Annotated in this window: 34 protein-coding genes; 14 read left to right on the top strand and 20 right to left on the bottom strand. The window is 68.7% G+C overall.

From position 1 onward, the window contains the following. Positions 1–20 precede the first annotated feature (20 nt). On the top strand, positions 21–641 hold the full coding sequence (locus EYE40_RS11225) for a TetR/AcrR family transcriptional regulator (protein WP_130982030.1): 621 nt from the start codon (positions 21–23) through the stop codon (positions 639–641). Here EYE40_RS11225 and EYE40_RS11220 read toward each other — a convergent pair. From EYE40_RS11220 to EYE40_RS11210, 3 genes are all read right to left on the bottom strand, one after another. Beyond that, positions 638–1,504, bottom strand: a complete 867-nt coding sequence (locus EYE40_RS11220) for an LLM class flavin-dependent oxidoreductase (protein ID WP_130982029.1) — start codon at positions 1,502–1,504, stop codon at positions 638–640. The two genes, EYE40_RS11225 and EYE40_RS11220, sit on opposite strands and share 4 nt — an antisense overlap. Continuing rightward, positions 1,504–2,658 (bottom strand): trans-sulfuration enzyme family protein, encoded by a 1,155-nt coding sequence (locus EYE40_RS11215; RefSeq protein ID WP_130982028.1) that lies wholly within the window; start codon positions 2,656–2,658, stop codon positions 1,504–1,506. The genes EYE40_RS11220 and EYE40_RS11215 overlap by 1 nt, the downstream gene beginning before the upstream one ends. Positions 2,659–2,763: 105 nt before the next feature. Next, a complete protein-coding gene (locus EYE40_RS11210) occupies positions 2,764–3,915 on the bottom strand; it encodes a DUF998 domain-containing protein (protein ID WP_161972384.1) in 1,152 nt (383 codons plus the stop codon). Between the two features lie 30 nt (positions 3,916–3,945). On the opposite strand from EYE40_RS11210, the gene moaA reads away from it, so the two are divergent. Both moaA and EYE40_RS11200 read left to right on the top strand, forming a co-directional pair. Then, on the top strand, positions 3,946–5,013 hold the full coding sequence (moaA, locus tag EYE40_RS11205) for a GTP 3',8-cyclase MoaA (protein ID WP_130982026.1): 1,068 nt from the start codon (positions 3,946–3,948) through the stop codon (positions 5,011–5,013). Next, positions 5,006–5,245, top strand: coding sequence for a MoaD/ThiS family protein (locus EYE40_RS11200; protein ID WP_130982025.1), 240 nt, complete (start codon positions 5,006–5,008; stop codon positions 5,243–5,245). The genes moaA and EYE40_RS11200 overlap by 8 nt, the downstream gene beginning before the upstream one ends. On the opposite strand, the gene EYE40_RS11195 is transcribed toward EYE40_RS11200, so the two are convergent. From EYE40_RS11195 to EYE40_RS11165, 7 genes are read right to left on the bottom strand one after another with little or no spacing between them, the layout of a single operon-like run. After that, entirely contained in the window at positions 5,242–5,493 is a 252-nt protein-coding gene (locus EYE40_RS11195; RefSeq protein ID WP_130982024.1) for a DUF6510 family protein, read from the bottom strand. The two genes, EYE40_RS11200 and EYE40_RS11195, sit on opposite strands and share 4 nt — an antisense overlap. After that, positions 5,493–6,206, bottom strand: a complete 714-nt coding sequence (locus tag EYE40_RS11190; RefSeq protein WP_338029029.1) for a ferredoxin reductase — start codon at positions 6,204–6,206, stop codon at positions 5,493–5,495. Before EYE40_RS11190 ends, EYE40_RS11195 begins: the two co-directional genes overlap by 1 nt. Continuing rightward, positions 6,206–6,799 (bottom strand): sulfite oxidase-like oxidoreductase, encoded by a 594-nt coding sequence (locus EYE40_RS11185; protein WP_130982022.1) that lies wholly within the window; start codon positions 6,797–6,799, stop codon positions 6,206–6,208. The genes EYE40_RS11190 and EYE40_RS11185 overlap by 1 nt, the downstream gene beginning before the upstream one ends. Before the next feature lie 53 nt (positions 6,800–6,852). After that, complete coding sequence (locus tag EYE40_RS11180) at positions 6,853–7,266, bottom strand: molybdenum cofactor biosynthesis protein MoaE (RefSeq protein WP_130982021.1); 414 nt, start codon at positions 7,264–7,266, stop codon at positions 6,853–6,855. After that, positions 7,259–8,218, bottom strand: a complete 960-nt coding sequence (gene moaCB, locus EYE40_RS11175; RefSeq protein ID WP_130982020.1) for a bifunctional molybdenum cofactor biosynthesis protein MoaC/MoaB — start codon at positions 8,216–8,218, stop codon at positions 7,259–7,261. The genes EYE40_RS11180 and moaCB overlap by 8 nt, the downstream gene beginning before the upstream one ends. Further along, positions 8,215–9,405 carry a molybdopterin molybdotransferase MoeA gene (locus EYE40_RS11170; protein WP_130982019.1) on the bottom strand — a complete coding sequence of 397 codons (1,191 nt, stop codon included), beginning with the start codon at positions 9,403–9,405 and terminating at the stop codon, positions 8,215–8,217. The genes moaCB and EYE40_RS11170 overlap by 4 nt, the downstream gene beginning before the upstream one ends. After that, positions 9,405–10,478 (bottom strand): ThiF family adenylyltransferase, encoded by a 1,074-nt coding sequence (locus EYE40_RS11165; protein ID WP_240034798.1) that lies wholly within the window; start codon positions 10,476–10,478, stop codon positions 9,405–9,407. The genes EYE40_RS11170 and EYE40_RS11165 overlap by 1 nt, the downstream gene beginning before the upstream one ends. 97 nt (positions 10,479–10,575) lie before the next feature. On the opposite strand from EYE40_RS11165, the gene EYE40_RS11160 reads away from it, so the two are divergent. From EYE40_RS11160 to EYE40_RS11145, 4 genes are read left to right on the top strand one after another with little or no spacing between them, the layout of a single operon-like run. Then, positions 10,576–10,974 (top strand): TOBE domain-containing protein, encoded by a 399-nt coding sequence (locus EYE40_RS11160; RefSeq protein WP_130982017.1) that lies wholly within the window; start codon positions 10,576–10,578, stop codon positions 10,972–10,974. After that, complete coding sequence (gene modA, locus EYE40_RS11155; protein ID WP_130982016.1) at positions 10,971–11,732, top strand: molybdate ABC transporter substrate-binding protein; 762 nt, start codon at positions 10,971–10,973, stop codon at positions 11,730–11,732. The genes EYE40_RS11160 and modA overlap by 4 nt, the downstream gene beginning before the upstream one ends. Then, on the top strand, positions 11,722–12,528 hold the full coding sequence (locus EYE40_RS11150) for an ABC transporter permease (protein WP_240034797.1): 807 nt from the start codon (positions 11,722–11,724) through the stop codon (positions 12,526–12,528). Before modA ends, EYE40_RS11150 begins: the two co-directional genes overlap by 11 nt. Beyond that, on the top strand, positions 12,525–13,250 hold the full coding sequence (locus EYE40_RS11145; RefSeq protein ID WP_161972383.1) for a sulfate/molybdate ABC transporter ATP-binding protein: 726 nt from the start codon (positions 12,525–12,527) through the stop codon (positions 13,248–13,250). The genes EYE40_RS11150 and EYE40_RS11145 overlap by 4 nt, the downstream gene beginning before the upstream one ends. On the opposite strand, the gene EYE40_RS11140 is transcribed toward EYE40_RS11145, so the two are convergent. After that, entirely contained in the window at positions 13,251–13,661 is a 411-nt protein-coding gene (locus EYE40_RS11140) for a GNAT family N-acetyltransferase (RefSeq protein ID WP_130982013.1), read from the bottom strand. It lies immediately after the preceding gene. Here EYE40_RS11140 and EYE40_RS11135 point away from each other — a divergent pair. Then, positions 13,612–14,586, top strand: coding sequence for an NAD(P)-dependent oxidoreductase (locus EYE40_RS11135; RefSeq protein WP_130982012.1), 975 nt, complete (start codon positions 13,612–13,614; stop codon positions 14,584–14,586). The two genes, EYE40_RS11140 and EYE40_RS11135, sit on opposite strands and share 50 nt — an antisense overlap. On the opposite strand, the gene EYE40_RS11130 is transcribed toward EYE40_RS11135, so the two are convergent. From EYE40_RS11130 to EYE40_RS11105, 6 genes are all read right to left on the bottom strand, one after another. Next, on the bottom strand, positions 14,583–15,254 hold the full coding sequence (locus tag EYE40_RS11130; protein WP_130982011.1) for an HAD family hydrolase: 672 nt from the start codon (positions 15,252–15,254) through the stop codon (positions 14,583–14,585). The two genes, EYE40_RS11135 and EYE40_RS11130, sit on opposite strands and share 4 nt — an antisense overlap. Then, complete coding sequence (locus tag EYE40_RS11125) at positions 15,251–16,369, bottom strand: TIGR03364 family FAD-dependent oxidoreductase (RefSeq protein ID WP_130982010.1); 1,119 nt, start codon at positions 16,367–16,369, stop codon at positions 15,251–15,253. The genes EYE40_RS11130 and EYE40_RS11125 overlap by 4 nt, the downstream gene beginning before the upstream one ends. 269 nt (positions 16,370–16,638) lie before the next feature. After that, positions 16,639–16,935 carry a hypothetical protein gene (locus EYE40_RS11120; protein ID WP_130982009.1) on the bottom strand — a complete coding sequence of 99 codons (297 nt, stop codon included), beginning with the start codon at positions 16,933–16,935 and terminating at the stop codon, positions 16,639–16,641. Positions 16,936–17,007: 72 nt separating this feature from the next. Then, on the bottom strand, positions 17,008–17,328 hold the full coding sequence (locus tag EYE40_RS11115; RefSeq protein WP_130982008.1) for a DUF7882 family protein: 321 nt from the start codon (positions 17,326–17,328) through the stop codon (positions 17,008–17,010). A gap of 113 nt (positions 17,329–17,441) precedes the next feature. Beyond that, on the bottom strand, positions 17,442–18,347 hold the full coding sequence (locus EYE40_RS11110) for a cation diffusion facilitator family transporter (RefSeq protein ID WP_130982007.1): 906 nt from the start codon (positions 18,345–18,347) through the stop codon (positions 17,442–17,444). Further along, the gene (locus EYE40_RS11105) at positions 18,344–19,963 is read right to left on the bottom strand and encodes a cation:proton antiporter (protein ID WP_130982006.1); all 1,620 of its coding nucleotides are present in this window, start codon (positions 19,961–19,963) and stop codon (positions 18,344–18,346) included. Before EYE40_RS11105 ends, EYE40_RS11110 begins: the two co-directional genes overlap by 4 nt. Before the next feature lie 124 nt (positions 19,964–20,087). Here EYE40_RS11105 and EYE40_RS11100 point away from each other — a divergent pair, with 124 nt between their 5' ends. Beyond that, positions 20,088–20,294 (top strand): hypothetical protein, encoded by a 207-nt coding sequence (locus EYE40_RS11100; RefSeq protein WP_130982005.1) that lies wholly within the window; start codon positions 20,088–20,090, stop codon positions 20,292–20,294. On the opposite strand, the gene EYE40_RS15755 is transcribed toward EYE40_RS11100, so the two are convergent. Then, positions 20,291–20,413: a hypothetical protein gene (locus EYE40_RS15755; RefSeq protein ID WP_275669402.1), complete on the bottom strand. Its 123-nt coding sequence runs from the start codon at positions 20,411–20,413 to the stop codon at positions 20,291–20,293. The two genes, EYE40_RS11100 and EYE40_RS15755, sit on opposite strands and share 4 nt — an antisense overlap. Positions 20,414–20,470: 57 nt before the next feature. On the opposite strand from EYE40_RS15755, the gene EYE40_RS11095 reads away from it, so the two are divergent. From EYE40_RS11095 to EYE40_RS11080, 4 genes are all read left to right on the top strand, one after another. Further along, positions 20,471–20,890: an NUDIX hydrolase gene (locus tag EYE40_RS11095; protein WP_130982004.1), complete on the top strand. Its 420-nt coding sequence runs from the start codon at positions 20,471–20,473 to the stop codon at positions 20,888–20,890. A 34-nt stretch (positions 20,891–20,924) separates the two neighbouring features. Further along, the gene (locus EYE40_RS11090) at positions 20,925–22,121 is read left to right on the top strand and encodes a sensor histidine kinase (protein ID WP_130982003.1); all 1,197 of its coding nucleotides are present in this window, start codon (positions 20,925–20,927) and stop codon (positions 22,119–22,121) included. Continuing rightward, positions 22,118–22,768, top strand: coding sequence for a response regulator transcription factor (locus EYE40_RS11085; protein ID WP_130982002.1), 651 nt, complete (start codon positions 22,118–22,120; stop codon positions 22,766–22,768). The genes EYE40_RS11090 and EYE40_RS11085 overlap by 4 nt, the downstream gene beginning before the upstream one ends. 82 nt (positions 22,769–22,850) lie before the next feature. Beyond that, positions 22,851–23,831 carry an amidase domain-containing protein gene (locus tag EYE40_RS11080; protein ID WP_130982001.1) on the top strand — a complete coding sequence of 327 codons (981 nt, stop codon included), beginning with the start codon at positions 22,851–22,853 and terminating at the stop codon, positions 23,829–23,831. Here the strand turns inward: EYE40_RS11080 and EYE40_RS11075 are convergent. After that, positions 23,828–24,502 (bottom strand): hypothetical protein, encoded by a 675-nt coding sequence (locus EYE40_RS11075; protein ID WP_130982000.1) that lies wholly within the window; start codon positions 24,500–24,502, stop codon positions 23,828–23,830. The genes EYE40_RS11080 and EYE40_RS11075 overlap by 4 nt on opposite strands. Before the next feature lie 151 nt (positions 24,503–24,653). Here EYE40_RS11075 and EYE40_RS11070 point away from each other — a divergent pair, with 151 nt between their 5' ends. Further along, a complete protein-coding gene (locus EYE40_RS11070; RefSeq protein WP_130981999.1) occupies positions 24,654–25,100 on the top strand; it encodes a VanZ family protein in 447 nt (148 codons plus the stop codon). Here the strand turns inward: EYE40_RS11070 and EYE40_RS11065 are convergent. Next, positions 25,030–25,806 carry a DNA-formamidopyrimidine glycosylase family protein gene (locus tag EYE40_RS11065; protein ID WP_130981998.1) on the bottom strand — a complete coding sequence of 259 codons (777 nt, stop codon included), beginning with the start codon at positions 25,804–25,806 and terminating at the stop codon, positions 25,030–25,032. The genes EYE40_RS11070 and EYE40_RS11065 overlap by 71 nt on opposite strands. Position 25,807 lies beyond the last annotated feature (1 nt).

The following is a 25,807-nucleotide window of genomic DNA, read 5'->3' as shown; positions in this document are numbered from 1 at the left end:
ACGGCTGTAACCTCAAGACCATGGTGACCACCGGCGAGCGACAGCGCAACGCGCGAGGTGAAGGCGCACGACTGCGGCTCGAGATCGTTGCCGCGACGCAGGCCCTGCTCGCGGACGGCGAGACGGCGACGCTGCGCTCGATCGCGCGACGCGCGGGCATCTCCGCGCCCTCCATCTACCGGCACTTCCCCGACGTCGATGCGGTGATGTCTGCGGTCGCCGATGATGCTTTTGACGAATTGGTCGACGCGCTCGTGCAGAAGCGCGATCGGCACACTGATCCCGTCGCCCGGCTCTGGGCGATCAGCGACGGCTACCTCGACTTCGCCCGCGATCGCCCGCACATCTACCGCGTGATGTTCGGCGGGGTGTGGAACGCGGCTGCCGCGCTCGAGTTGCACCCCGGCGAGGACGCGCACTTCCGCGAGATGGGCATGAATGCGTTCCGCCTGCTGGTCGCCGCGATCCAGGCCTGCGTCGACGACGGAACGTCGAGCAGCACTGACCCTCGGCGCGACGCCGCGGCCCTGTGGGCGGGCCTGCACGGACTCGCCCAATTACTCGTCACCGCTCCGCTGTTCGACTGGCCGGCCGAGACCGACCGCGCCGTGGTCCGTTCGCTCGCGCGACTGAAGGCCTAGCGGCGCATCGCTTCAAGCAGCACGTCTTCCGAACCCGCGTAGATGCCGTCCGGCCGGGGCCAGTGCGAGATGACGTCGGTGAAGCCGAGTTCGGCGGCCCGCGCGCTCTGGTCTTCGAAGGCGGCGACACTCGAGAGCGAGAAGACGCCGTTCATGTCGAGCGCCAGATATCGATCGATCGATCCGGGATGCCGCCCCACGGCCTCCGCCGCATCGTCCAGGCGACCCGCGAGCCCGGCGACGGCGCTCCACCACTCGTCGCCGTGCACACCGTCCGGTCCGGTGGTGACCCACCCCTGCGCGTGCTTTGCGACGAGCGCGAGCCCCTTCGGGCCGTTGGCCGCTAGTACGAACGGCACGCGCGGTGACTGGGCGGGGGCGCCGACCATCCGCGCGTTCACCGCCGTGAACCACTGGCCGTCGAAGGAGATCGCGCCGTCGGTCTCGAAGCGCAGCAGGGTGTCGAGGCTTTCGACGAACTCGGTGAAGCGCTCGTGCCGCTGGCGCGGGCTCAGCTCGGTCTGGCCGAGCACGAACGCATCGAAGCCCGTGCCGCCCGAGCCCACACCGAGGAGGACGCGGCCGGCGGCAACGTCATCCAGAGTCGCAAGGTCCTTGGCGAAGGGCACGGGATGACGGAAGTTAGGCGAGGCCACGAAGGTGCCGAGCTTGATCGTGGATGTCACTGTTGCCGCTGCAGTCAGCGTCGGAATCGTCGCGCCCCACGGTTCATCGGCGAGTGAGCGCCACGACAAGTGGTCGTAGGTCCACGCGTGATCGAAGCCGAGCTCCTCGGCGAGCATCCACTTGCGACGGGCCTCCGGCCAGAGGTCCTGCGGGAGGATGACGATTCCGTGGCGCATTACTGCTCGTGGGCCTTCGCGAGTGCCTGCTCGAGGTCGGCGATGAGGTCGTCGACGTGCTCGATGCCGGCGGAGAGGCGCAGCAGGTCGAGAGGCACCGGGCTGCCGACACCCTCGACGCTCGCGCGGTGCTCGATGAGGCTCTCGACCCCGCCGAGCGAGGTGGCGCGTTTCCAGAGCTTGGTATGCGCGGCGACGGCGATGGCCGCGTCCTCGCCTCCGGTCGCGCGGATCGCCAGCATCCCGCCGAAGCCGCCGGTCATCTGGCGCTTGGCGATCTCGTGGCCGTGGCTGCTCGGCAGGCCGGGGTAGAGAACCTCTGCGACGAGAGGATGCCCGTCGAAGTGCTCGGCGATGGCCAGCGCTGCCGAACTCGCGGCGCGCACGCGCAGGTAGAGGGTGCGCAGCCCGCGCACAAGCAGCCAGGACTCGAACGAGCCGAGCGTGCCGCCCCCCTGAGCACGCACGGCGCGCACGCGCTGCCAGTGCTCGTTGTCACCGCGAGTTGTCACGGTGCCGGCGGTCAGGTCGGAGTGGCCGTTCAGGTACTTGGTCGCGGAGTGCATCACGAGGTCGGCGCCCAGCTCGAGCGGCTTCGTGAGCACGGGGGTCGCGGTCGTCGAGTCCACGGCGAGCAGGGCGCCGGCCGCGTGCGCGATCTCGGCCGTCTCGGCGATGTCGGTGATCGTCCAGAGGGGATTGGCAGGCGTCTCCACCCACACGAGCTTGGTCATCCCGGGCCTTATTGCGGCCTGCACCGCGGATGGGTCAGTCATGTCGATCAGTTCGACGTCGAGGCCCCAACCGGTGGCGAAGCCCATCAGCCAGTTGCGCAGGCTCCAGTACATGACCTCCGGCGCGAGCACGTGGTCGCCGGGTCGCAGCCCTTGGAAGACGGCGGTTGCGGCGGCCATTCCGCTCGCGAACAGCAGTGTCTCGTGCCCGGACTCGAGGTTCGTGATCACGGCTTCGGCCTGGTCGAACGCCGGGTTCTGGTCGCGCATGTAGACGCGCCCCGAGCGGTACTGGTTGTCCTCGTCGCGCAGGAACGTGCTCGACACGTGGATCGGCGGGTTGATGGCGCGGGTGGTCTCATCGATCCAGCCGAGCGCTTGGGCGACAACACTCTCCGGTCGAATATTCTCGTTGTGCATGGCTCAATGCTAGACGCGCTCCCTCGTGCCGAAACTCAGGAGCAGACGGGCCAGGACCGGACTATCCAGTGCTGGGCGCTGTGCTCCTGAGTTTCCGTCCGGCTATCAGCGGCGAGTGAGCCGCCCGGCCAGGAACGCGCCTACCGCGAGAGCCCCGACCAGCACTCCGCCGATGCGCCGCCGCTGAACCCGCTGGGCGGCGGCCGGTTCGGGAGCCCACGCGTCTCCCTGCCCGCCGGTCGCATTGCGGGCGAAGAGAATGAGCCAGGCGAAGATCACGAGCACCGCGACCAGCTCGAGCGCCGTCAGGTTGTAGTACCCGATCAGGAACAGCACCCCGCCGACCACGATCACCCCGATCACCACGAACGTCGTGATGACGAAACCCTTCGGCAGACCCTTGAGCAGCGTCGGTACGAGCACGAGCAGCACGGCGAATCCGACGAGCGCCGTGCTGGAGAACGTGTTGTGGGCCAGCACGCTCACATCCACGGGTACCAGGCCGACGCCGGTCAGGGCGATGCCGATGATGATCAGCAGAATCCGGATGACGCTCACCCCGCGCAACCTCATCCCTCGCGGGCCGGGCCTCGACCGCAGGTCCATCGTGAGGTAGTCGGCAAGGGTGATCATGGCGAAACCGGCCACGATGATCGTGAGGTTAAAGGCCTGGGCGGAGCCGTTGCCGCCCATCCCGAGCGCGCTGAAATTGCGCTGCCACCAGGTGGCGTCGTCCGCGGTCAGCATGCTCGCGAACACACCCGCCACGAGGAAGAGCGCCAGCAGAGAAGCGAGCGTCTTGGTGGAGATCTGGCTCGCGATGAGGAACAGCGCATACGCGGTGACCCCCGCGGTGACCGCGACGAGGGTGCTCGAGGTGAGCGAGTTGAGAACGAGGTCGCGGAAGGCGAGCTGCAGCACCTGGAAGATCGAGCCGATCATCAGAACCGCGACGCCTACGCCGGTGAGGGTCAGGCCGAGCACATCGATGACGCGACGGTAGAGCGAGCGGCGGCGCCAGCGGATCTCGTCGGCCGACTGGCGGATATAGCCCAACACGAAGGCGATGGCGCCGACGATCGCGGACACCGCAGCCGCGAGGCCCGAGATCGAGCCGGATCCGCCGAGGCCGGTGAGCTGGCCGGAGAACGCGATGAATCCGGAGACGTATCCGACGACCGCACCGCCCGCACCAGCAATCAACGCGTAGGACTCGATGTTGCGGTTACCGGCCCGGGGGCCTTCCATGCCGGTCATGTCACAACGGTAGCAAGGTACAGTGAAGCGATGACGCGTCTCTCGCTGGGGATCCCGAGCGCCAGGCGTGACCCCGCTGCCCGGCCGCAGGCTCTCGGGCGCCCGCATTCGCCCGGCCTGATCGACCAGTTCGGCCGAACGGCCCACGACCTGCGGGTCTCGATCACCGAGAAGTGCTCGCTGCGGTGCACCTACTGCATGCCCGAGGCGGGGCTGCCGAACATTCCGCGCGAGAACCTGCTGACCGCTCCCGAGATCGCCCGACTCGTGGGCATCGGCGTGCGCGACCTGGGCATCACCGACGTGCGCTTCACCGGCGGCGAACCGCTGATGCGCGCCGACCTCGCAGAGATCATCGGGCTGAGCTCCGCGGTCGCCGAGGGCGCATCGATCTCGATGACGACGAACGGTATCGGCCTCGACAAGCGCATCGACGAGCTCGTGGCCGCCGGCCTCACGCGTATCAATATCTCCCTCGACACCGTCGACCGCGACCACTACGCGCGCCTCACTCGTCGCGACCGGCTGCCCGCGGTGTTCCTCGGCATCCGCGCCGCACAGGAGGCCGGGCTCACCCCCCTCAAGATCAACGCCGTGCTGATGCGCGACACCCTCGCCGGTGCCGCCGAATTGCTCGAGTGGTCGCTCGCCAACAACTGCCGCTTGCGCTTCATCGAGCAGATGCCGCTCGACGCCGACGAAGCCTGGGCGCGCGACAACATGGTGGACGCGGCCGAGTTGCTCGACGTGCTCGGCGCTCGCTTCGATGTGAGCTCTCCGAGCCGCGAAGACCCCTCGGCCCCGGCCGAAGAGTGGCTTGTGAACGGTGGCCCGCAGACAGTCGGCATCATTGCCTCGGTCACTCGCTCCTTCTGCTCAGCCTGCGATCGCACCCGCCTGACCGCTGAGGGCACCGTGCGCTCCTGCCTGTTCGGCGACGACGAGACCGACATGCGCGGTCTGATGCGCGGCGGTGCCGACGACGAGACCATCGCCGACTGGTGGCGCGCCGCCATGTGGGGCAAGCAGGCCGGTCACGGCATGGAGCGCGCCGACTTCGTGCGGCCCATCCGCAGCATGGGTGCGATCGGTGGCTGAGGTTCTCGTGCGCTACTTCGCCGCTGCAGCAGAGGCCGCCGGCACCGAGGAGGAGACGCTATCGGCGACCACGGTCGGCGAGCTTCGAACGATTCTGAAGGATGCGTACGGCGAGCCCATGCAGCGCGTCCTCGCCTCCGGATCCTTCCTCGTCGACGGTGTGGTGAGTCGGGATGACGCCCGTGCGCTCGGGCACCGCGTCGACGTGCTCCCGCCCTTCGCCGGAGGCTAGGGCATCCGCAGCAGCGCGACACCGCTCAGGTTGATGCGCGGGTGGCCGTCCACGTCGATGATGGTGAACAGCACATCACCGCAAGTCGAGCAGCGCACCACGGTGCCCGCGCCGCTAAGGTAGACGAGAGCGACCGCAAGCTCGGCGGTGTGGCCGCAGCCTGCGCACTCGCCCGCAGCGGTCGTCATGTCCTGCTCGAAGATCTCCGACAGGGTGCCGGCGAGCACGTTGCCATCAACATGAGTCATCAGGTTCCTCCGAAACGCTCGGTCTTGACGCGGGCGGGGTCGTGTCCGAGCTCCACGAGCCAGTCCGCGATGGCTTCGACGAATCCGGTGGGTCCGCACACGAAGACGCTCGGCCTCTCGGACGCGGGGATCGTGTGCTCGGCCAGAACCTCGCGCGTGACGCGACCGGGGAGCACGGGCCATCCAGTCGGCACTTCGCGGGTATAGACGGTGGTGCGTCCGTAGGTCGTGGTGAGCCCCTCGAGCTCGCTCGCGAAGAACACGTCGCTCGGCGTGCGCACCGAGTAGAGCAGCTCGAACCGGGCCCTACTGCCAGCCGCGGCGTGCGCGCGGATCATCGCCACGATCGGAACGATGCCCGAACCGCCGGCGATCAGTTGCACCGGTTCGGTCTGCTCGGGCTTCCAGACGAACCAGCCGCCGAGCGGTCCGCGCACCTCGAGCTCGTCGCCGACCGCGAGCACGTCGACGAGAAATGGCGACACCTCGCCGTCGGGCAGCCGGTCGACGGCCAGCTCGATACGGTCACTGCCATCGGCGCTCGCGATCGAATACGACCGGGTGGCGGTGTAGCCGTCCTCAGCGGTCAGTCGCACGTCCACGTGCTGGCCGGCGATGTTGCCGCCCCAGCCGGGCACGTCGAGCACGATGCTGCGGCCGCTCGGCGTCTCCTCGCGGGTGCTCACAACCCGGCCCGACTTCCAGCGGCCCACTACCAATAGCGCTGCTCCTGCCAGGGGTCACCGTAGATGTGGTACCCGTTCTGCTCCCAGAACCCGGGGTCGTCGTCCGCCGTCATCTCGATCGAGCGAATCCACTTCGCGCTCTTCCAGAAATACAGGTGCGGGATGAGCAGCCTCGCCGGCCCGCCGTGCTCCGGGTCGAGTGGCTCTCCGTCGAACTCGAACGCGATCCAGGCCTTGCCGTCGAGCAGGTCGTCAAGCGGAACATTCGTCGTGTAGCCGCCGTAGGAGTGCGCCATCGTGTAGTCGTACGAGGTCTCCACCTCGGCGAAGAGGGTGTCGAGCGAGACGCCGCGCCATGACGTGCCGAGCTTCGACCAGCGCGTCACGCAGTGGATGTCCGTGCTCACGTCATCGATGGCGAGAGCCTGCAGGGCCGCCCAGTCCCAGCTGTGCTTCTCGCCGGTCTCGGTGTTGATCGAGAACTCCCACTCGTCGAGGTCGACGCGGGGCGTCGGACCCGCGGAGAGCACGGGGAAGTCGTGGGTGAGGAACTGACCCGGAGGGAGCTCGGGGCTCTCCTCGCGCTGTCGTCCTGAGAAACCTCGAGTGAATCCAGCCATGGCGACTCCCAACCTGATTGTTGATCAGGCTAGTGCCGCGGTGCAGGAGTTGCCTAGAGCCCGACCCACTCGGTGGCGCCGTCGGCGAGGTGCTGGCGCTTCCAGATCGGCACCGTCTGCTTGATCAGGTCGACGAGGCGCTCGGAGGCGGCGAACGCCTCGCCCCGGTGAGCGGCGGCGACCGTCGCGACCAGGGCGACGTCGCCGATGCCCAGGGTGCCGATGCGATGGGCGGCCGCGACCCGCAGCCCTGTCTCGCTCGCGATCGCTGCGCATGCCTCGTGGAGGAAGCGCTGGGCTTCCGGGTGAGCCGAGTACTCGAGGGAGGAGACCGCCGAACCGTGATCGTGGTTGCGGATGATGCCGCGGAACGTCACGAGAGCGCCGTTCTCGTCGGAGGCTACGAAGTGCTCGAGCGCAGCGGCATCCAGAACATCGGTCGTCACGATCGCGAGCACGTCAGGCATGCGTACCGCCACCGGCGACCTGCGCCACGAGGTGTTCGAGCACGTCGGTGAGCACTTCGAGGCCGTCGGAGACGCCCCCGGTCGATCCGGGCAGGTTGACGATCACGGTGCCGTTGGCCGTGCCGACGACTCCACGGCTGAGTGCAGCCTTCGGGGTCTTCAGCAGGCCGCGCGCGCGGATGGCCTCGGCGATTCCGGGCACTTCCCGGTCGATCACGGCAAGCGTCGCTTCGGGGGTGCGGTCGGTGGGGCTCATGCCGGTGCCGCCGGTCGTGATGATCACGGCGGGTGCTGCAGCGAGCAGGCTCGCGAGCCCGGCGGCGACGTCGGCGTCGGCCACGATGGCCACCTCGTCGACCGCGTAGCCGCGCGCAATCAGCCAGTCGCGGATCGTCGGGCCGGTCGTATCGACACGTGTGCCTGCAGCTCCAGCGGTCGAGGCGACGAGCACCGCGGCGGTCGCGGGGCGCACCTCGGTGGATTCCTCGCGCGTCCAGTGCCCGCGCTTGCCGCCGGTCTTGTCGTCGAGCCTCACGTCGGTGAGCACGGCTGCCGGGTCGACGGCCTTGATCATGTCGTGCAGGGTGAGACCGGCGATGGCGACGCCGGTGAGCGCCTCCATCTCCACACCGGTCTGCCCGGTGGTGCGGGCGGTCACGGTGATGCCGATCGAGTCCTCGCCGAAGTCGAAGTCGACCTTCACCGAACTCAGCGGCAGTTGGTGACAGAGCGGGATGAGGTCGCTTGTGCGCTTCGCCCCCGCGATGCCCGCGATCCGCGCCGTGGCCAGCACGTCGGCCTTGGGCAGGTCGTCCGCTCGCACGAGGGCGATGACGTCGGGCCTGGTGACGAGGCGTCCACTCGCGGTCGCCGTGCGGTGGGTCACGGCCTTGCCGCCGACGTCGACCATCCGCGCGCGGCCGTCGGAGTCCAGGTGGCTGAGTTCGCTCATAGGGTCCAGGTCTCCACTGTGTCGCCCGCTTCGACACGTGTGGTCTCGGCCGGGATGTCGATCAGAACGTCGGATGCCGCGAGCCCCGCGACCAGGTGCGACCCCGGTCCCGACACAATGCTCACCGCGTTGCCGTCGGTGATGCGCCCGCGCAGGAACTGCCGCTTGCCGGGGACCGAGTCGATCGCCGTCTCCACCGTGTGATGCCTCTTCTCGGCAGGCGCGCGTCCCGCTGCCGCACGCAGCAGCGGCGCGACCAGCACCTCGAACGAGATCTGCGTGCTGACCGGGTTGCCGGGAAAACCGATCACGGGAATGCCGTGGAACGCCCCGAGCAGCTGTGGGCCGCCGGGCTGCATGGCGATCGTGCCGACCGTCGCGCCCAACGGTTCGAGAAGTTCGCGCACCACCTCGAACTCGCCCATCGAGATGCCGCCGGAGGTGAGGATGAGATCCGTGTCGACGGCAGCCTCGCGCAGCGCGAGGTCGAGCGAGGCGACCACGTCGTCGTCGTTGCGCACGAGCGCGCTGACGACCGCGCCGCTGGACTCGACGAGCGCCGCGAGGGCAACACCGTTCGCATCGAAGAGCTGGCCGAGGAGCGGCTCGACGCCCGGCGCGATGAGCTCGGCACCGGTGGTGACGACGGCGATCCTGGGAAGGGCACGCACGTCGACGCTCGCGATCCCGGCCGCCGCGAGCACGGCGAGGTGCCTCGGCGCGAGCGTGAGCCCCGCGGGCAGAAGTGTGTCGCCGATGCGCGCGTCGCTGCCGGCCTCGCGCACGAACTCACCCTGGGCTCGACTCTTCAGAACGGTGACCGTCGCGCCGGTGCTGGTCGTGTCCTCGACGGGCACCACCGCATCCGACCCTTCGGGGATGACCGCGCCGGTCATGATCTGCATCGCGGCCCCGGCGGGCAGGCTGGTCGGCTCGGCGGCCCCCGCGGCGATGATGCCTGCGATCGGGAGGGTGACCGGGGGGCTCGCGACATCCCGGGCACGAACTGCGAAGCCGTCCATCTGCGAGTTGCGGAACAGGGGCAGGTCGACGGGCGAGAGCACCTGGGCGACGGTGACGCGACCGAGCGCTTTTCCGAGGGCGACGGTCTCGGTGCGCGGGGCGAGGGCGTCGCGCAGGTGGTTGGCCACGATCGCGACGTACTCGTCGACGGGAATGCGGTGCATCAGTACCTCGCCATGGTCGGGTCGATCTCGCGAGCCCACGCGTCGATGCCGCCGGTGAGGTGCCGTGCACGATTGAAGCCGAGCGACTGCAGCAGGCCGAGCGCCTGCGCCGACCGTATGCCGTGGTGGCAGACGAGCACGATGTCGGCGTGGGGGTCGAGGGTCGGGGCGACCGACTCGAGTGATCCGAGGGGGATGAGCAGGCTGTCCGGCAGCGCCGCGATCTCCGCCTCCCAGGCCTCCCGCACGTCGATGATGAGCGGATGCATCCCGCTCAACTCACGCGCCGAAACATCGGTCGACCGCTTCTCGACCCCGCAGAACGCCTCATAGTCCACGAGGGCTGTCACGGCCGAGCGCTGCGGATCGGGGCCGAACTGGAGCTCCCGAAAGCTCCCGCCCAGCGCGTCGTAGGCGGTGACGCGCCCGACGAGCGGTGAGCCGACTCCAGTGAGCAGTTTGAGCGCCTCACCGGCCATGAGCGCGCCGATCACGGCGACCGTCGCGGGAAAGACGCCGCCCTCTTCGCAGGAGAGCACCGAGCCGGGAGAGGGCGGTGCGGGAAACAGGTCGCGGTAGCCGGGGCCGCCGGGCGTCGTGACGCTGAGCTGCCCACCGTATTGCGAGACGGCGCCCCACACGACGGGGATGCCACTCAGCTCGGCCGCGTCGGCCACGAGGTAGCGGGTGACGAAGTTGTCGCTGCCGTCGATGACGAGGTCGTGGTCGGCGAACAGGGGGAGAGCGTTGGCGGCGGTTAGACGTTCGCCAACCGGGGTCATCACGGCCGGAGCGATCTGCAGCGCCCGCGCGCTCGCCGACTCCGCTTTGTTGCGGCCGACGTCGGCCGTGGAGTGCACGTACTGGCGGTGCAGGTTGCTGAGCTCGACGGAATCGTCATCCACAACAGTCAGCGAACCGACACCGGCCGCGACCAGCGCGGGGATGACCGTGCTGCCCAGCCCGCCCGCTCCGATGACGAGCACGCGGGATGCCCCGAGCGCCTGCTGCGCCCCGCTCCCGAAGCCGGGGAGCGCGACCTGTCTCGCGTAGCGCGCGGTGTCCGACTCCATGTCGCCATTGTCGCAGGTCGCGCCGCACGGCTGAGAGTTCCGCATCCGCGCCATAATCGCGTGGAATGACCCGCACAGGCGGCAATAAGATCGACGCATGACGGATTTCCGAGTAACCGAAGCAGCCGCGCTGCTGGGAGTGAGTGACGACACCGTGCGTCGCTGGTCGGAGGCCGGTCGGCTCACCCTGCACAAAGTGCACGGGCGTTCGGTGATCAGGGGCGCCGAACTCGCCTCGCTCGCGCAGGAGCTCGCCGCCGAATCCGCACTCTCCACGGCGTTCCCGTCGTCCCGCGCCTCTGCACGCAATCGCATCACCGGAATCGTCACGAAAGTGACGAAGGACGGCGTGATGGCGCGGGTCGACATGCAGGCCGGACCGTTCCGCATCGTGTCGCTGATGAGCCGCGAAGCCGCCGACGAGCTCGGCCTCGAACCCGGATCGCTCGCAACCGCGAGCGTCAAAGCCACCAACGTCGTCATCGAGATCCCATGAGAAGGGTGCTCGCGGTAGCCGCCGTGCTCGCGCTAGCCGGCTGCGCGCCGGCGGAGCCCGCTCCGGCCGCGTCGGAGGACACCCTGAGCGGCAGCATCACCGTGTTCGCCGCCGCATCGCTCACGGAGTCGTTCGAGCAGCTCAAGAGCGAGTTTGTGAAGGCGCACCCCGACGTTGCGATCACCTTCAACTTCGGCGGCAGTTCGGCGCTCGCCGAGCAGATCGTGCAGGGCGCCCCGGTCGACGTGTTCGCCGCCGCCAGCCCCGCCACCATGGCGACCGTCGTCGACGCGTCGCTTGCGAGCGACCCCACCCATTTCGTCTCCAACATCCTCGAACTCGCCGTGCCGACCGACAACCCGGCCGGTGTGAAGGCGCTCGCCGACCTCGAGAACGCCGACCTGAAGGTGGCCTTCTGCGCTGCCGAGGTGCCGTGCGGAGCCGCGACCGTCACGGTGCTCGACGCAACCGGCCTGACGATCACCCCCGACACCTACGAGCAGGACGTCAAGGCCGTGCTGACCAAGGTCGAGCTCGGCGAGGTCGACGCCGGCCTGGTCTACAAGACCGATGTGCTCGCCGCCGGTGACGCCGTGCTCGGCATCGAGTTCTCCGAAGCGAGCGAGGCCGTGAACCTCTACCCGATCGCGACGCTCGCCGACTCGCAGAACGCGGAAGCCGCCGATGCGTTCGTCGCGTGGGTGCTTTCGCCCGAGGGCCAGGAGCTGCTGCAGACCTGGGGGTTCGGTGCGCCGTAGGTCTTCCTCGATTGCCCCAGCGCTCTGGATCCCCGCGGGGATAGCGCTGGGGCTTCTCGTTCTGCCCCTCCTCGGGCTCATCATCCGGGCGCCGTGGGCGCAGCTTCCCGAACTGCTCTCCCGTCCGACCGTGCTGCAGGCGCTCGGCCTCTCGGTCGGCACGGCGGGGCTCACGACCGTGCTCAGCCTGCTGCTGGGCGTCCCGCTCGCCTTTGTGCTCGCATCGTCGGTCGACTGGCCCGCCGTTCCGCGTCGGCTGGTGCGCGCCCTCGTCACGGTTCCGCTCGTGCTGCCGCCGGTCGTGGGTGGTGTGGCGTTGCTCCTCCTCCTCGGTCGCCGCGGTCTCATCGGCCAGCCGCTCGATGACTGGTTCGGGATAACGATCCCGTTCACAACCGCTGCCGTCGTCATCGCGCAGACCTTCGTGGCGATGCCGTTCCTTGTGCTCTCGGTGGAGGGTGCGCTCCGGGCATCCGATCGCCGCTTCGAGATCGCCGCCGGCACGCTGGGCGCGTCTCGCTTCACGATCTTCCGCCGCGTCACGCTGCCACTCATCGCGCCCGGCATCGGGGCGGGCGCCCTACTCTGCTTCACCCGCGCGCTTGGCGAGTTCGGGGCGACCATCACGTTCGCCGGCAGCTTTCCGGGGGTCACGCAGACCCTGCCGATCGCGACCTACCTCGAGCTGCAGCGTGATCCGGATGCCGCCATAGCGTTGTCCCTCGTTCTCATCGTCGTGTCGATCGTGGTGCTCGTGAGCCTGCGCGACCGCTGGACCGCAGGACTCAGCTCGTGACCCGCCTCGAAGTGGCGGTCCGGCTCGCGCGAGGCGGCTTCGACCTCGACGTCGTGTTCTCGCTCGCCGAGGGCCGCACTCTCGCGATCGTCGGACCGAACGGCGCGGGCAAGTCGAGCCTCGCCGGCGCCCTGGCCGGTTTCGTTGAGGTGCGGGATGGCCGCATCCTCGTCGGCGATCGAGTGCTCACCGATACCAGCGCCGGCACCGACCTGCCGATGGACAAGCGTCGGGTCGGCGTCGTCTTCCAGGACCATCTGCTGTTCCCGCACCTCACCGTGCTGCAGAACGTCGCGTTCGGCCCGCGCTCCATCGGTCGAGAGGATGCCACGGCGCACGCCACCGCCTGGCTCGACCGCCTCGGCATAACGTCCCTCGCGGCGCAGCGTCCCCGCCAGCTCTCGGGCGGACAGGCGCAGCGCGTCGCGCTCGCCCGCACTCTCGCGGCCGAGCCCTCCGTGCTGGTGCTGGACGAGCCCTTCGCCTCGCTCGACGTCGAGGTGCGCGCGGACGTTCGAGCGGAGGTCGCCCTCCACCTCGGGGGATTCTCCGGCCACACCATCCTCGTCAGCCACGACTATGAGGACGTGGTCGCTCTTGCCGACGAGGTGCTGGTCATCGAGTCGGGGCGGGTGTCGCAGCGCGGAACCCTCGCAGAGATCGAGGCGACTCCAGCAACCGCCTACATCCGACGACTGCTGAGCGGACGCGGCGAGGCCTGATCAGCTCGCGAGCCGCGCCATCCACATCTCCGGCTTCTCCAGCTCGCTGAAGCCGAACTTCTCGTAAAGCCCGTGCGCATCGGCCGTGACGAGACCCCAGCGTTTCAGATGCATGGGCTCCAGGATGTCGTGCACGCCGCGCATGAGGGCGACGCCGACGCCCTGGCCGCGAACGTCATCCGAGACAAAGACATCGCAGAGCCACGCGAACGTGGCGAAGTCAGTGATGACGCGTGCGTACGCGACCTGCTCGCCGGCCTCGTCGAACATGCCGAAGTTGAGGGAGTTGTCCATCGCCCGATCGTGCACGTCGGCCGCGCGGCCCTGGGCCCAATAGGACTCGTCGGCGAGCCAGCCGAGGATGCGCGGTCGGTCCATCTCGGTGGTCTCGGCGGAGAAGCGGAAGGTCATTGTCCGAGCCAACCGGCCCGGGCGCAACGGGGCAAGAGGCCAATCGGGTGTTGCTGGCCTTTCGTGCCACGATAACCCCATGGAACGCATCGGCATCATCGGACTGGGCCGCATGGGCGGGCCCATAACGGCACGCCTGACCGCCGCCGGGTTCGCCGTCGCCAGCTACGATTCGCGCCCCGATTCCGGTCGCACGATGGATGACGCCCAGGCGCTCGCCGCCTCCGTCGACATCCTGGTCACGGTGCTGCCCGGCACGCCCGAGCTCCGTGCGGTGATGGCCGAGATCACGATGACGCCGGGCACCCTGTGGCTCGACCTGACGAGCGCGGATCCGCGGGCGGCCATCGAGATCGCGAGTGCCCTCGCCGAGCACGGGGTCGCGAGTGTAGGCGCACCGATGGGCGGCGGGCCGGGTGCCGCGGCGGCCGGGGAACTCACGTTCTTCGTCGGGGGAGCCGAGACATCCAGAGACCGGATCGCACCGGTGCTGGGAGTGCTCGGCACGTCCACGATCATGGGCGACGACGTGACCGCCGGCTACACGACCAAGCTGCTCGCTAACACGCTCTGGTTCGGGCAGGCGATCGCGGTGGCCGAGGCGCTGCTGCTCGGGCAGGCGCAGGGCATCGAGCCCGGACCGCTGCGCGAGGCGCTCGCCGGAAGCGCCGGCGGCAGTGCGTTCATCACCCAGCACCTTCCCGCGCTGTTCGACGGCGACTATCTCGCGACGTTCGGCATCGACCGCGTCGTCGAGGAGCTCGACTCGGTCACGGCCCTCGCGCGCGAGCACGGCACCCCGATCGAGCTCACGGACCTGGTCGCCCGCACGCACCGCGAGGCACTCGACGAGTTCGGCCCGATCGACGGCGAACTGCTCGGGATGAAACTGCTCGAGCAGCGCGCGGGCCGCGAGCTGCGCTAGCCGAGCGCCGCGGGCAGCTCCGTCACGTCCGCAAGAACCACGTGCGCGCCCGCCGCCTCGAACTGGGCCCGGCCGTGCGCGCCGCTCAGTACCCCCGCGACCAGCCCGGCACCGGCTCGCAGTCCCGAATCGACGTCGCTCGTGGTGTCCCCGGCCACGGCGATCGCGGAAACCGAACTCACCTGCGCGCGAAGGGCGGCCAGCAGGATCATGTCCGGCGCAGGACGCCCCCGCCCCGCGTCCACGGGCGAGAGCGCGAAGTCGACCAGGTCGTGCCAGTGCAGGGCGGTGAGGATCGCATCCCGGGTCATCGGCGAGAATCCGGTGGTCAGGGCGACGGTGAGGCCCGCATCCCGCAGCGATCGAATCGTTGCAGCCGCACCCGGTATCTCGGTGATCCCGTCCTCGGCGACCAGCTCGGCGTACGCACCCTCGAAGGCGGCGGTCGCGGCCGTGGCGGCCGCCACATCCCCACCGCTCAGGTGCGTGAAGACGTCGATCTTCGACATGCCCATCGTGCGCCGCACGTAGGCGAGCGCATCGTCCCAGGGCAGGCGGTCGGCGACGCCCGTGCGCTCGGAGGCCCGCTGGAACGCTCGCTCGACCACCCCGCCGTCGAGCACGGTCGTGCCGGCCATGTCGAGCACAACGAGTTCGATCGCGGTCATGGTGTCCCTTCCGAGGCGACGGCGCCGAAACGCGCCGCGAGACTGTGTTCGGCGAGGCCGAGTCCTGTGGTCATGCCGATGCCCGTTGTCGCTGCGAGAACGAGGATGCCCGGCTCCGCCTCCACCCGCAGAAACTCGTCGGGGCCGCTCGCGTACACGCCCTGCCAGCGCTCGATCACGGTGGGGGCGGGTATCCCAAACAGGGATTGCGCCTCCGCGAGCAGCAGCTCGGCCGCGCCCTCGGGCTGGAAGGGCACTACGGACACCCCGCGCGCGTGGGTGTCGCCGATGATGAGCGACCCATCGGGCAGCTGCGTGTACATCTGGTTGAGGTCGAGCGCGCCCAGGTCGGGGCGCTTGGCGTGCAGCCTCTCCCGCACCGCGGCGGCTTCGGGCAGGGACGCGAAGCGGCTGTAGCGCACCAGCGACCAGCCGGTGAGGAGGGGAGCGTCGAGGGTGACCGTCGCGCGCACGCGAATCATGTCGAGCGAGCAGCGCACGATCCCGACGCGCTCGGCGAGTTCAGGCAGCAACTGGTCAATGTCGTGGTTCACCGCCACCACGATCGTTCCCGCCTCGACGACGCCGCGGGAGGTGTGGACGCGCCCGGGCTCAAGGCTGCCGACGGAGGTGCGCATCCGGAATTCGACACCGAGGGATTCGAGGTACGCGGCAATCGCGGGGGCCGCCGTGCGCGGGTTCACCTGCAGGTCGGCGGTGAGGTGTGCGCCGCCGACGGCGATGCCGGGAGCGATGGGCGCGGTGGTTTCGAACTCCGCAGCGCTGAGCAGTAGGAGTCCGTCGTCGGCCGAGGCCTGGAGAAGTGCGAATTCGTCAGCGTGCCGGGCGACGATGAGCGTGCCGGATTCGCGCAGCCAGAAGTCCGCGTCTCGCGACAGGCGCAGCCAGAGTTCGCGGGATGCGTCGGCGTACCCGCGCGCCTCACCCGACTGCGCGCTGATGCAGAGGTGCCCGAAGTTGCGGATGCTCGCGCCCTGCGGAACGTTCGTGCGATCGACCACGAGAACGCTGAGGCCGCGGCGAATGGCGGCGAAAGCCGAACCGAGTCCGACGATGCCGGAGCCGACCACCACGACATCGAAGGAATTGTTCATCGTGAACTCACCCTATCGAAACGAAGAGTCGCGAAAAGGGTCGTGATTGCTGCGAGAAGGCCGGGAGCGAGCCCCGCGATATTGCGCGAGATGCCCACGAGGGCGAGCATGAACACATAGGGACATCTACGTTGATGTCGCATCTGAATCGCGCAGGAATCCGGAGCTTCAGTCGCCCTTCGATCACGCAGCGTCGGGCCGTCACTGTTGGTAGGTGTGAGCACGCGAGTCAGTGATTGCCCTGTGTCCGTCGGGTCGGGCACAGGGCTTTACTCATGCCCGGCCACGGCAGGCCCACGCGGGTGCCAGTGCACTCCGCGCACGCTCTCCGGGTTGGCAAGAAAGCTCAGGATGCAGGCGAATCGCTCCTCGCGGTCGGTCGAACTCTCGAGCGTCACGTGCTCGCCGGTCTGCGGGTGCACGCCGATCGCCTTGTAGAAGACACTGCTCGAACCCCGGATGACGTGTTGGCGCACCCAGCCCACGAGCCGGCCGCCGTCATCCCGAAGCTCCCACAGCGGGCGCTGGTAGCGGCGCCGCGGCGGCACCTCGGTGATCGTGACCATGGCGGGCTCCCTGGTGTTTCGGAGCAGCCGGCCTCTGCGAGTCGATCGTACGACGCGACCACCGACAGAGGGTCAGTCGTGGTCGCCGTTGCCGTGATTCGCGGGCTCGGGAACGAGCCGCAAGCCGGACATGGTGTTGGCAGCGAGGGCCAGATCGTCGATCCAGCGCCGGTTGATCGTGGGCGGTCGGCTTCCCGAGAACTTGTAGACGAGCGGAATCATCGGATTCATCCAGAGCGAGGTGCGGGTGTCGGAGACCCTGCCCTCTTCGACCCAGCTGAAGTAGAAGCACTCTCCCCGTCTCAGCTTCGCGCCGATGACGATCTGCAGGTGCGCAAGCGCGCGATCGTCAAACTCGGCCACCTGTCCGTCGCCGTAAGAAAGTGTTCCCATTTTTGACTCCACCAACGGCGCGCCTCAATATACGGGTGATCGATGCAAACGCTTGGAAATGATCATAAGCACGAAAACAGCAAACGGCGAATAGTCGTCACGTATTTGAAGAGCTAGAGCGACGGCTCATCCTTCGCCGAGAGCGTCATCACGACCTCGCCGAGGAACTCGTGGCCCTCCAGCTCGCGCTCGAGCCAACGGAGGGTGAGGGCGACGTCATCCTCTGCCGCATTGCCGACGAGGTCGATCGCGGCCACGAGGAACAGGCGCTCCGGGCCGAGGAACTCGAGGTGCAGGTAGGTGACCCGGTCGATCTCGGGGCGATCCTTGAGGCGCTGCAGCACGAGCTCGCGCGTGGGTTCGTCGATCGCCTGGCCCAGCAGGAACTGGCGGTTGCGGTCGATGAGCACGATCGCCACGACCCCGAGCAGCAGTCCGACGGCGATGGAGCCGATCGCGTCGAAGACGGGGGAACCGGTGAGCTGGTGGGCGAGCACCCCGATAAAGGCGATGAGGAGGCCGGCGAGAGCTGCGGCATCCTCGAAGAAGACGGCACGAACCGTCGGGTTGGAACCCTGCAGCACCTGGCCAAGCAGCGAGCGCCCACGCTGTCTCGCCGACGACTTCGTCTGGCGGAACGCTTGCATGAACGACACGCCCTCGAGAACGAACGCCCCGGCCAGCACGATGTACGCGATGGCGAAGTTGTCGGCCGGCTCGGGGTCGATCAGCTCCTGGATGCCGTGCTGGATCGACACCACGGCCCCCGCCGTGAATAGTCCGAAGGCGGCGAACATCGACCAGATGTAGGCGTCCTTGCCGTAGCCGAGAGGATGCCGCGCGTCCGGCTTGCGCGCCGACCGCCGTTCCGCGATCAGGAGGAAGATCTCGTTGCCCGTGTCAGCCCAGGAGTGCGCGGACTCGGCCACCATCGACGCGGACCCGGTGAGAACCGCGGCAATCGTCTTGCCGATCGCGACCAGCAGGTTCGCCCCGAACGCGATCAGCACGGTGATCACTGGGCGGCGGCTTCCTGGCGGTCGATGCGTTCGAAGATGATGCGGGCGGCCTCGTCTTCGATCTCGTTATTGCGCACAGCCATGGAGACCGCGTCGCGCTGCGCGGTGAAGCCCTCTGCGGCGTCGGCGACGGCCTGCGCGGAGGCGAGCTGGCGCTCCTCCTCGGCGTCCTCTTCCGTCACGTCGATCTTCAACCGTCGGGCCAGCAGCGGAACGGTGAGACCCTGCAGCAGGAGGGTGCCGATCGCGACGGTGAACGCGATGAACTGAATCAGCGTGCGGCCCGGGAACTCCTCGCCGAACCCGTCGACCAGCGGGATGGAGCCGGCGGCGGCCAGCGTGACGATGCCGCGCATGCCCGTCCAGGAGACGAGCAGGCTCTCCTTCCACGACAGCGGGCGCGGGGGCTGCCGCATGTTCCGCTGGCGCTTCGGGCGCTCGATCTTCTGGCGGTCGGGACGTCGCTCCGCCCAACGCTCGTCGCGCTCGCGCCATCGTTCCTCACGCTCGGCCTGGCGCTGCTCCATGCGCTCGACCTGCTGCATACGTCGCACGACTCGCGGGTCAGACGGGTCGATCGCTGCCCGCTTCGCGAAGATCCAGGCGTCGAACAGCCCCTTGCCGTAGAGCGCGGCGACCCAGGCGATACGAATGAGGATGACGGCGAGCAGCACCAGCAACCCGAGGCCCAGGGCCTCGCCGAAGCTGTACTCGGTCTCCGCAAGATCCTCGATGACCCAGCGCACCTGCAGGCCCATATAGGCGAAGACGAAGGCTTCGAGCGCGGTCTCGATGACGGGCCAGACCTGCCGCTCCATGCTGCGGGTGCGGAAGTCGACTCCGCGGGTCTCGCGCCCCGGGTTGTACTGGGTGCCGATGCTCACGGTGAAGCCGGCGATGACTACCGCGAGCACCCCCGATGCGTGGAAGGACTCGGCGACGAAGTAGGCGGCGAACGGCAGGATCAGGCCGAGCGCCGTCTCGAGGGCCGGGCTGCCGAGCAGCGACCGCACGGTGATGGCGATCACTCCGAGCACCCATCCGATGACGATGCCGACGACGCAGCCGTAGACGAACAGCCAGAACGGGTTGCTGATGAAGGTGTGCGTGCCGGCCGCAGCGGCGACGGCGAGAGAGAAGAAGGTGAGGGCCGCGGCGTCGTTGACGAGACTCTCGCCCGTGAGGATCGCGACGACCCGGCGCGGCAGGCCCAGCTCCTTACCGTGGCTGACGATGGTCACGGTGTCGGGCGGGGAGACGACCGTGGCAAGCACAAACGCTCCGGCCACACCGATCGCGGGCACGATCCACGAGGTGAAGAAGCCGATGATCACCGTGGTCACGAGCACGAGGGTGAACCCGAGACCGACGATCGGCTTGAAGTTGCGCACGAAGGTGAAGAACGAGAAGTTGACGGCGGCCGCGTAGAGCAGCGGCGGCATCACCAGACCGAGGATGAGGTGCGGCTCGAGCTCAAGCCGCGGCACCGCCGGGATGAAGGATGCCGCTCCCGCGACGAGCAGGATCACGAGCGAGGGCTGAAAGCCCTTGCGGTGCCCGAGCGCCATGATTCCGAGTGCGATGACGGCCATCACGAGGAAAAGTGCGCCAGTCATTCCCTCGACGCTACTCAGCTTTGGCGCCGAGGCATACTCTGCGGGGATTGTTCCTCGCCTTCGCCTTCGCACTCGACCGAGCCGTTCCGGGCATGCTCCCAGTCCCGAGGTCGATCATGGCCCCATGACCATGAATGAGCCCGTCCAGGACGGCAGCAACGAATCCCTCACCAGCGCACAGATCGACGGGATCGTCGAACAGACCCGGGGAGACCTCGCCGCCGGGCACGTCACCGACCTCGTCGAAGCGCTCCGCCAGCGGTTCACCGACGCCGGCATCTCGGTGACCGAGGCGCAGCTGCACTCGATAGCGGGGGAGGCCCGCAGCTAGTCGGCGGGACCGCCCGACGCGGTGTCTTCTTCGGTCTCCGGGTTCTGGAAGTCCTGATCGTCGGACGTCGATCCGTCGGGCGTGGTGTCTTTGTCCTTTTCGGTGCTGATTTCAGTCATACCCCGACGGTACGCCGCGAGACGGCATCGGCCAATGGGTGACGTAGCGTTGTCACCGTGTCCACAGTTCTTCGAATAGTCGCAGCAGTGCTGGTGGATGACGTGGGCCGTGTCCTGCTTGTCCGTAAGCGCGGCACCACTTCGTGGATGCAGCCCGGCGGCAAGATCGAGCCAGGCGAGCTGCCGCAGAACGCCCTCGCCCGCGAACTCAACGAAGAGCTGGGCCTTGTGCTCGACCCCGGCGACTTCGAATACTGGGGCCGCTTCGAGGCGGAGGCCGCAAACGAGCCCGACCATACGGTCGATTCTGACGTCTTCTTCGTGACGGTCAACGGGCCGGTGGCCGTGGCCGCGGAGATCGAGGAGCTGCGCTGGATCACCCTCGGCGAGGATCACGGTCTCGTGGTCGCGCCACTCAGCGAACTGCACTTGTTCCCGCTGTTGGCCGAGCGCCGCGGATCTCGTCCTCTGGGCTGATGCAGTGCGGGGTCGTCATCCCTAGTTTTGAGGGGTGAGAACCGCACCCCTGCTCCCCGCGCGCGTCAATCTCACACTCGACCTCGTGCTCGCCCTGCTGTTCGGGGCGTTCGGCCTGTGGGTCACGACCGCGAGACTGCTGCCCCGTGCCACCTGGCTCGCCCTCGTCATCATGATCGCCGCGCTGATCTGCCGCCGCATCGCCCCGTCGGTGGCACTCGGTCTGGCCTGGCTTTCGGCGATGGCGCAGATCGCGACCGACCAGGACATCTCCTTCCTGCAGATCGGCACGGTCATCGTGCTGTACTCGGCCGTCGCGCACGGTCGCAAGTGGCTGCTCGTGATCGCCGCCATGTCGGTGCTCATCGGCACGGTGGTGGCGGTGATCTACCTCGCGCCCTCCTACTCGTGGGCGTGGAACGTCATCCCGGCCGACACCGGCTCGCTGCGCCGCCGCGTCGCCGTGCTGGTGATCGTGCCGGGCAGTGTGCTCGGCGGCGCGTGGCTCGCGGGCCTCGCCGCCCGGCTGCTGCGCCAGCGCCAGGCCATCACCGATGCGCGCCTCGCCGCCGAGGAGGAATCGCGTCGTCTCGCCGTGCTCGCCACCCTCGCCAACGACAAGGCCGAACTCGCGCGTGACGTGCACGACGTGATCGGCCACTCGCTCGCGGTCATCATCGCGCAGTCCGACTCGGTGCAATACATCGATGCTTCGGATGACGCAGCGATGCGCAAGGCCGCCGCAGCCATCGCCGACACCGCCCGCCGCTCCCTCGGCGAGGTTCGACAGGTGCTGAGCGATATCGAGGCGGTCGACACGGGCCAGCTGTCGCTGCGGCACAACCTCGACGGACTCATCGAGAACGTCACGCGGGCCGGCGCGCGCATCGACAGCACCGTGGCGGGCGACCCGCTGCCGCTCGACGCCCTGCGCGCCGAGACCGCGCACCGGGTTCTGCAGGAGGGGCTCACCAACGCACTCAAGTACTCGGATCGGGCGAGCGCTATCCGGGTCTCGCGCCGCTGGACGGCCGACGCGCTGCAGATCGAGGTGCGTAATCTCGTGCCGGTCGGCGGTGCCCCGACCATCGGCGAGCACTCCGGTTCCGGTCTGGCCGGGATGCGGCAGCGACTCGAGCGCGTGGGCGGTCAACTGCAATACGGGATCACCGACGAAGGTCGCGGAGGCAGCTTCATCCTCGCAGCGCGGCTACCGGTGGCCGCGCTGTGAGCGCGATACGCGTGGTGCTGGTCGACGATCAGGCGCTGTTCCGTGAGGGCGTCGGCGTGATCATCTCGGCGCAGTCGGACATGGAGGTCGTGGGCACCGCGGGCGACGGGGCGCAGGCGCTCACCGTGATCGAGGCGACTCGTCCCGATGTGGTGCTCATGGACATCCGGATGCCCGTTATGGACGGCGTGGAGGCGACCCGGCAGCTGTTCGAGCGCAACCCCGATCAGGCTCCGCGCGTGATCGTGCTCACCACCTTCAACCTCGACCTGGCAGCCGCGACCGCGATGCGTTTCGGGGCGAGCGGGTTTCTGCTCAAGGACTCGACCCCCGACTTCCTCTGCGCCGCGGTGCGGGCCGTACACAGCGGGTCGTCCGTGATCGCGCCTGCCGACCTCGCCGAACTGTTCGCGCCCCGGACAGCCGCTCCGACGCCGGCGCCCGCCACCTACGAGACGCTCTCGGCGCGCGAGCGCACGGTGTTCCAGTCGGCGGCGCGGGGGCTCAGCAACAGCGAGATCGCCGAGGAGTTCTTCCTCAGCCTGCACACCGTCAAATCGCACATCAGCACGATCCTCGGCAAGCTCGGTCTGCGCGACCGGGTGCAGCTGGTCATCTTCGCGCACGACCACGCGCTGCTCGAGTAGTTCCCGCGGTTCGCTCTGAGGGATGACGCCGTGCGTCCGCCCGGCCGATTCCGTGGCGTTCGCCGCTCCGTAGCGTCGAATCATGAAGAATCGCCGCCTGCTGATCGGGCTCACCGTCAGCTATCTCGCCCTCGTGGCCTTCGCCACTCTCGGCCCGACCTGGGTCGTCTCCGGCGCCCTCGACCTGTTCAGGGGCATGACCGAGCTGCTCCCCGGCAGCGCGCCCAGCCCGTCGAGCCTCGAGTTCGCGGCCAACGTGGCGATGTTCGTACCGCTCGGGATGCTGCTGCTCCTGCTGGCCGGACCCCGACGCTGGTGGCTCGCGTTGCTTCTCGTGTTCGGGCTGACCGCATCCATCGAGCTCGTGCAGGCGGGAATCCCGTCGCGCGTATCCGACCTGCGCGACGTGTTCGCCAACACGGGTGGCGGGGCACTCGGCATCGTTCTCGGCGTGCTCGCAACGCTGCTCCGGCGTCGGGTCGCGCTGCTCGGCGCGGCGGGCGTGGTCGCCCTGGGTGCAGTGCTGCTCTCGACCACCGGCGGCATGGTCGCGCCACCGCTCGCCCGCGCCGAGACGGGTCACGTCGCGGCGCAGCTCGACTACGTCGGCACGTACTGGAACTCCCGGAACGCCGGCGAGTACGGCGCCCTCGACACGACCGACTGCGTCAACTTCGCGAGCCAGACCCTCATCGCCCGCGGCTGGGAGCAGACCGACCAGTGGTGGCACCGCCGCTCGCCCGACGGCCACCACAGCTATAGCGACGCGTGGATCAGCTCGACCGCCCTGCGCGACTACCTCGCAGGCAAGCCCGAGTTGGCGACAGTTCTGGATGCCTCGGCGCGCGACCGCGTGACACCCGGCGACCTCGTGCAGTTCGACTGGGACAGCAACGGCAGGCCGGATCACACCGGCATCGTGGTGAGCGTCGCAGACGAGGGTTCAGGCGCGGTCATCCGCTACGCGAGCCACTCCAACGACCGCGAGCGGCAGGGCGTCGACGAGGCCCTCGCGAAAGACGGCCGCGGCGGCAGCTACAGCTTCTGGCACCTGGTCGACTAGACGCGCGGGTCGGTCTCCGGCGTGGGAGGGGCGGTCGGCTCGACGGCGGGAACCGCTGCGGCCGGCGGCACCTCGTAAGCGGGGATCGCGTTGAGGTCGGGCGTAACGGCCGGAGCAGTGCCGAACTGGGCGGCGGGCTCGGCGGGCGCCTCCTGCGCGAGCGGGAAGCTGTACGCCGCAGCGGGTGCGGCCTTCGCTTCGGCGAAAACGGCGCGCAGGGTGCCGAACGCGCCCAGCACTCCGAAGCCGAGCGCGAGCAGCAGGTTGAGGCCGTTGCCCTCGAGCATGGCGGGCAGGTCGAGACCGAAGAAGGTCCAGAAATCGGGGTAGGCGAGCGCGTCGAGCTGCGTTCCGCCGATCTCGGCGGCGATGGCCGCGGCGTAGTCGGCAACGAGTCCGCCGAGGAACGCGATCACGAGGGTTACGAGGGTGACGACCGCAACGACGATGACACCGACGAAGCTGACGCGACCGCCGGATCCCTTGCGGTACAGCCATACGGCGCCGATCGAGACGAGAGCGGCGATGATGGCAGCGATGAAGCCGAGGCTCCAGACGACGACCCAGAGGATCACGCCGACCGGGATGACGGCGAGCGAGAACAGGAGTCCGCGGCCGACATTCTCGGGCGGAAGTTCGTGAACGGTGGGCTTTGCCTGGGCGTCGGTCATCGGTGCTGCTTCCGTCGAGGTGGGTGGACTCCGGCAACCCTATCGACAAGGGCACCCGGTCTGTCTATCTTTTTGAGGAAATCCCAAAGGCGGAGGCGGATACCTCGCTGGGCTGACGCACCGGGCGAGACGGCTGCGTACCGTGGAGCGAGTGGGAATCCTCTGGCTGCGCATCGTGACGGCGCTGTACCTGGGCGCCGTGGCGGCAGCCACGCTGACCTCGGCCGGCTTCCCGACCCTCGTGTTCAATGCCCTGTTCCGCGGGGGTGTCGCGGCAGCGGCAACGTCATCCGGACCCCGCGTCGACGACGCCGACTTCCTGGCGAACATCCTGATGTTCGCCCCCATCGGACTGCTGTTCGTGCTGCTCACACGGCGGTGGATGCTCGCGCTGGGAGCGGCCGTGCTCGTGACGGTGATCATCGAGGTCGTGCAGCTGGGCATCCCATCCCGGATCGCAGATGTCAACGACGTGCTGTTGAACTCGGGCGGCGCGCTCCTCGGCGTGCTCGTCGGCGTCGCGCTGCTCAGGTTTGGCAGCGCGGGCACCAGAAGGTATCGCGCTGGATCAGCGGAGTCGGACCCAGCTTCCCCGTGAGGATCTTCGTACCGCAGCGGCGGCAGGGCTTGCCCGCCCGCGGATAGACCCAGGACTGCTTGCCGGGGCGCAGGTCGCCCGTGGTCGCGCGGATCGAGCGCGCCTTGTTGACGTTAATGAGCCGGTGGCCGAGGCTGACAAACGCGGGCAGGTCGACGCTCGACACCGGCCGGGTCGGCAGCACCCCGCGCAGGAAGCACAACTCGTTGACGTACTCGTTGCCGAGGCCGGCGAGGTTGCGCTGGTCGAGCAGCGCCACGTAGATCGGCACGTCGGGCTCGGCGGCGAGGTTCGCGAGTGCGCGATCGGCATCCCAGTCATCACCGAGCAGGTCGGGGCCGAGAAACCCGACGACCGTGTGCTCCTCCTCCCGCGGCACAACCTCGAGGGTGCCGAGCGAGAAACCGACGCTCGTCCACTCCTCGGTCGAGAGCACCGCCCGCGCGCTGTACGCGGGGCGGCGCCACGGCGTTCCCGGCCGGTACAGGTGCCACGAGCCCTCCATCTTGAGGTGCGAATGGATGCTGAAGTCGCCGATGCGATGCAGCAGGTGCTTGCCGCGGCTCACCACCTCGTGCACGATCTCGCCGCTGAGGTCGACTGTCGCGAAGGCGGGAACGCGCAGGTCGCAGCCGGTCAGCTCGGTGCCGGCCAGCGCGGCGTTGAGGTTGTGCGCGCTCAGCCAGACGGTATCTCCCTCGGGCACG

Source organism: Glaciihabitans arcticus, assembly GCF_004310685.1.
Classification (GTDB): Bacteria; Actinomycetota; Actinomycetes; order Actinomycetales; family Microbacteriaceae; genus Conyzicola; species Conyzicola arctica.
This window is presented reverse-complemented; position numbering and strand designations above follow the sequence as displayed.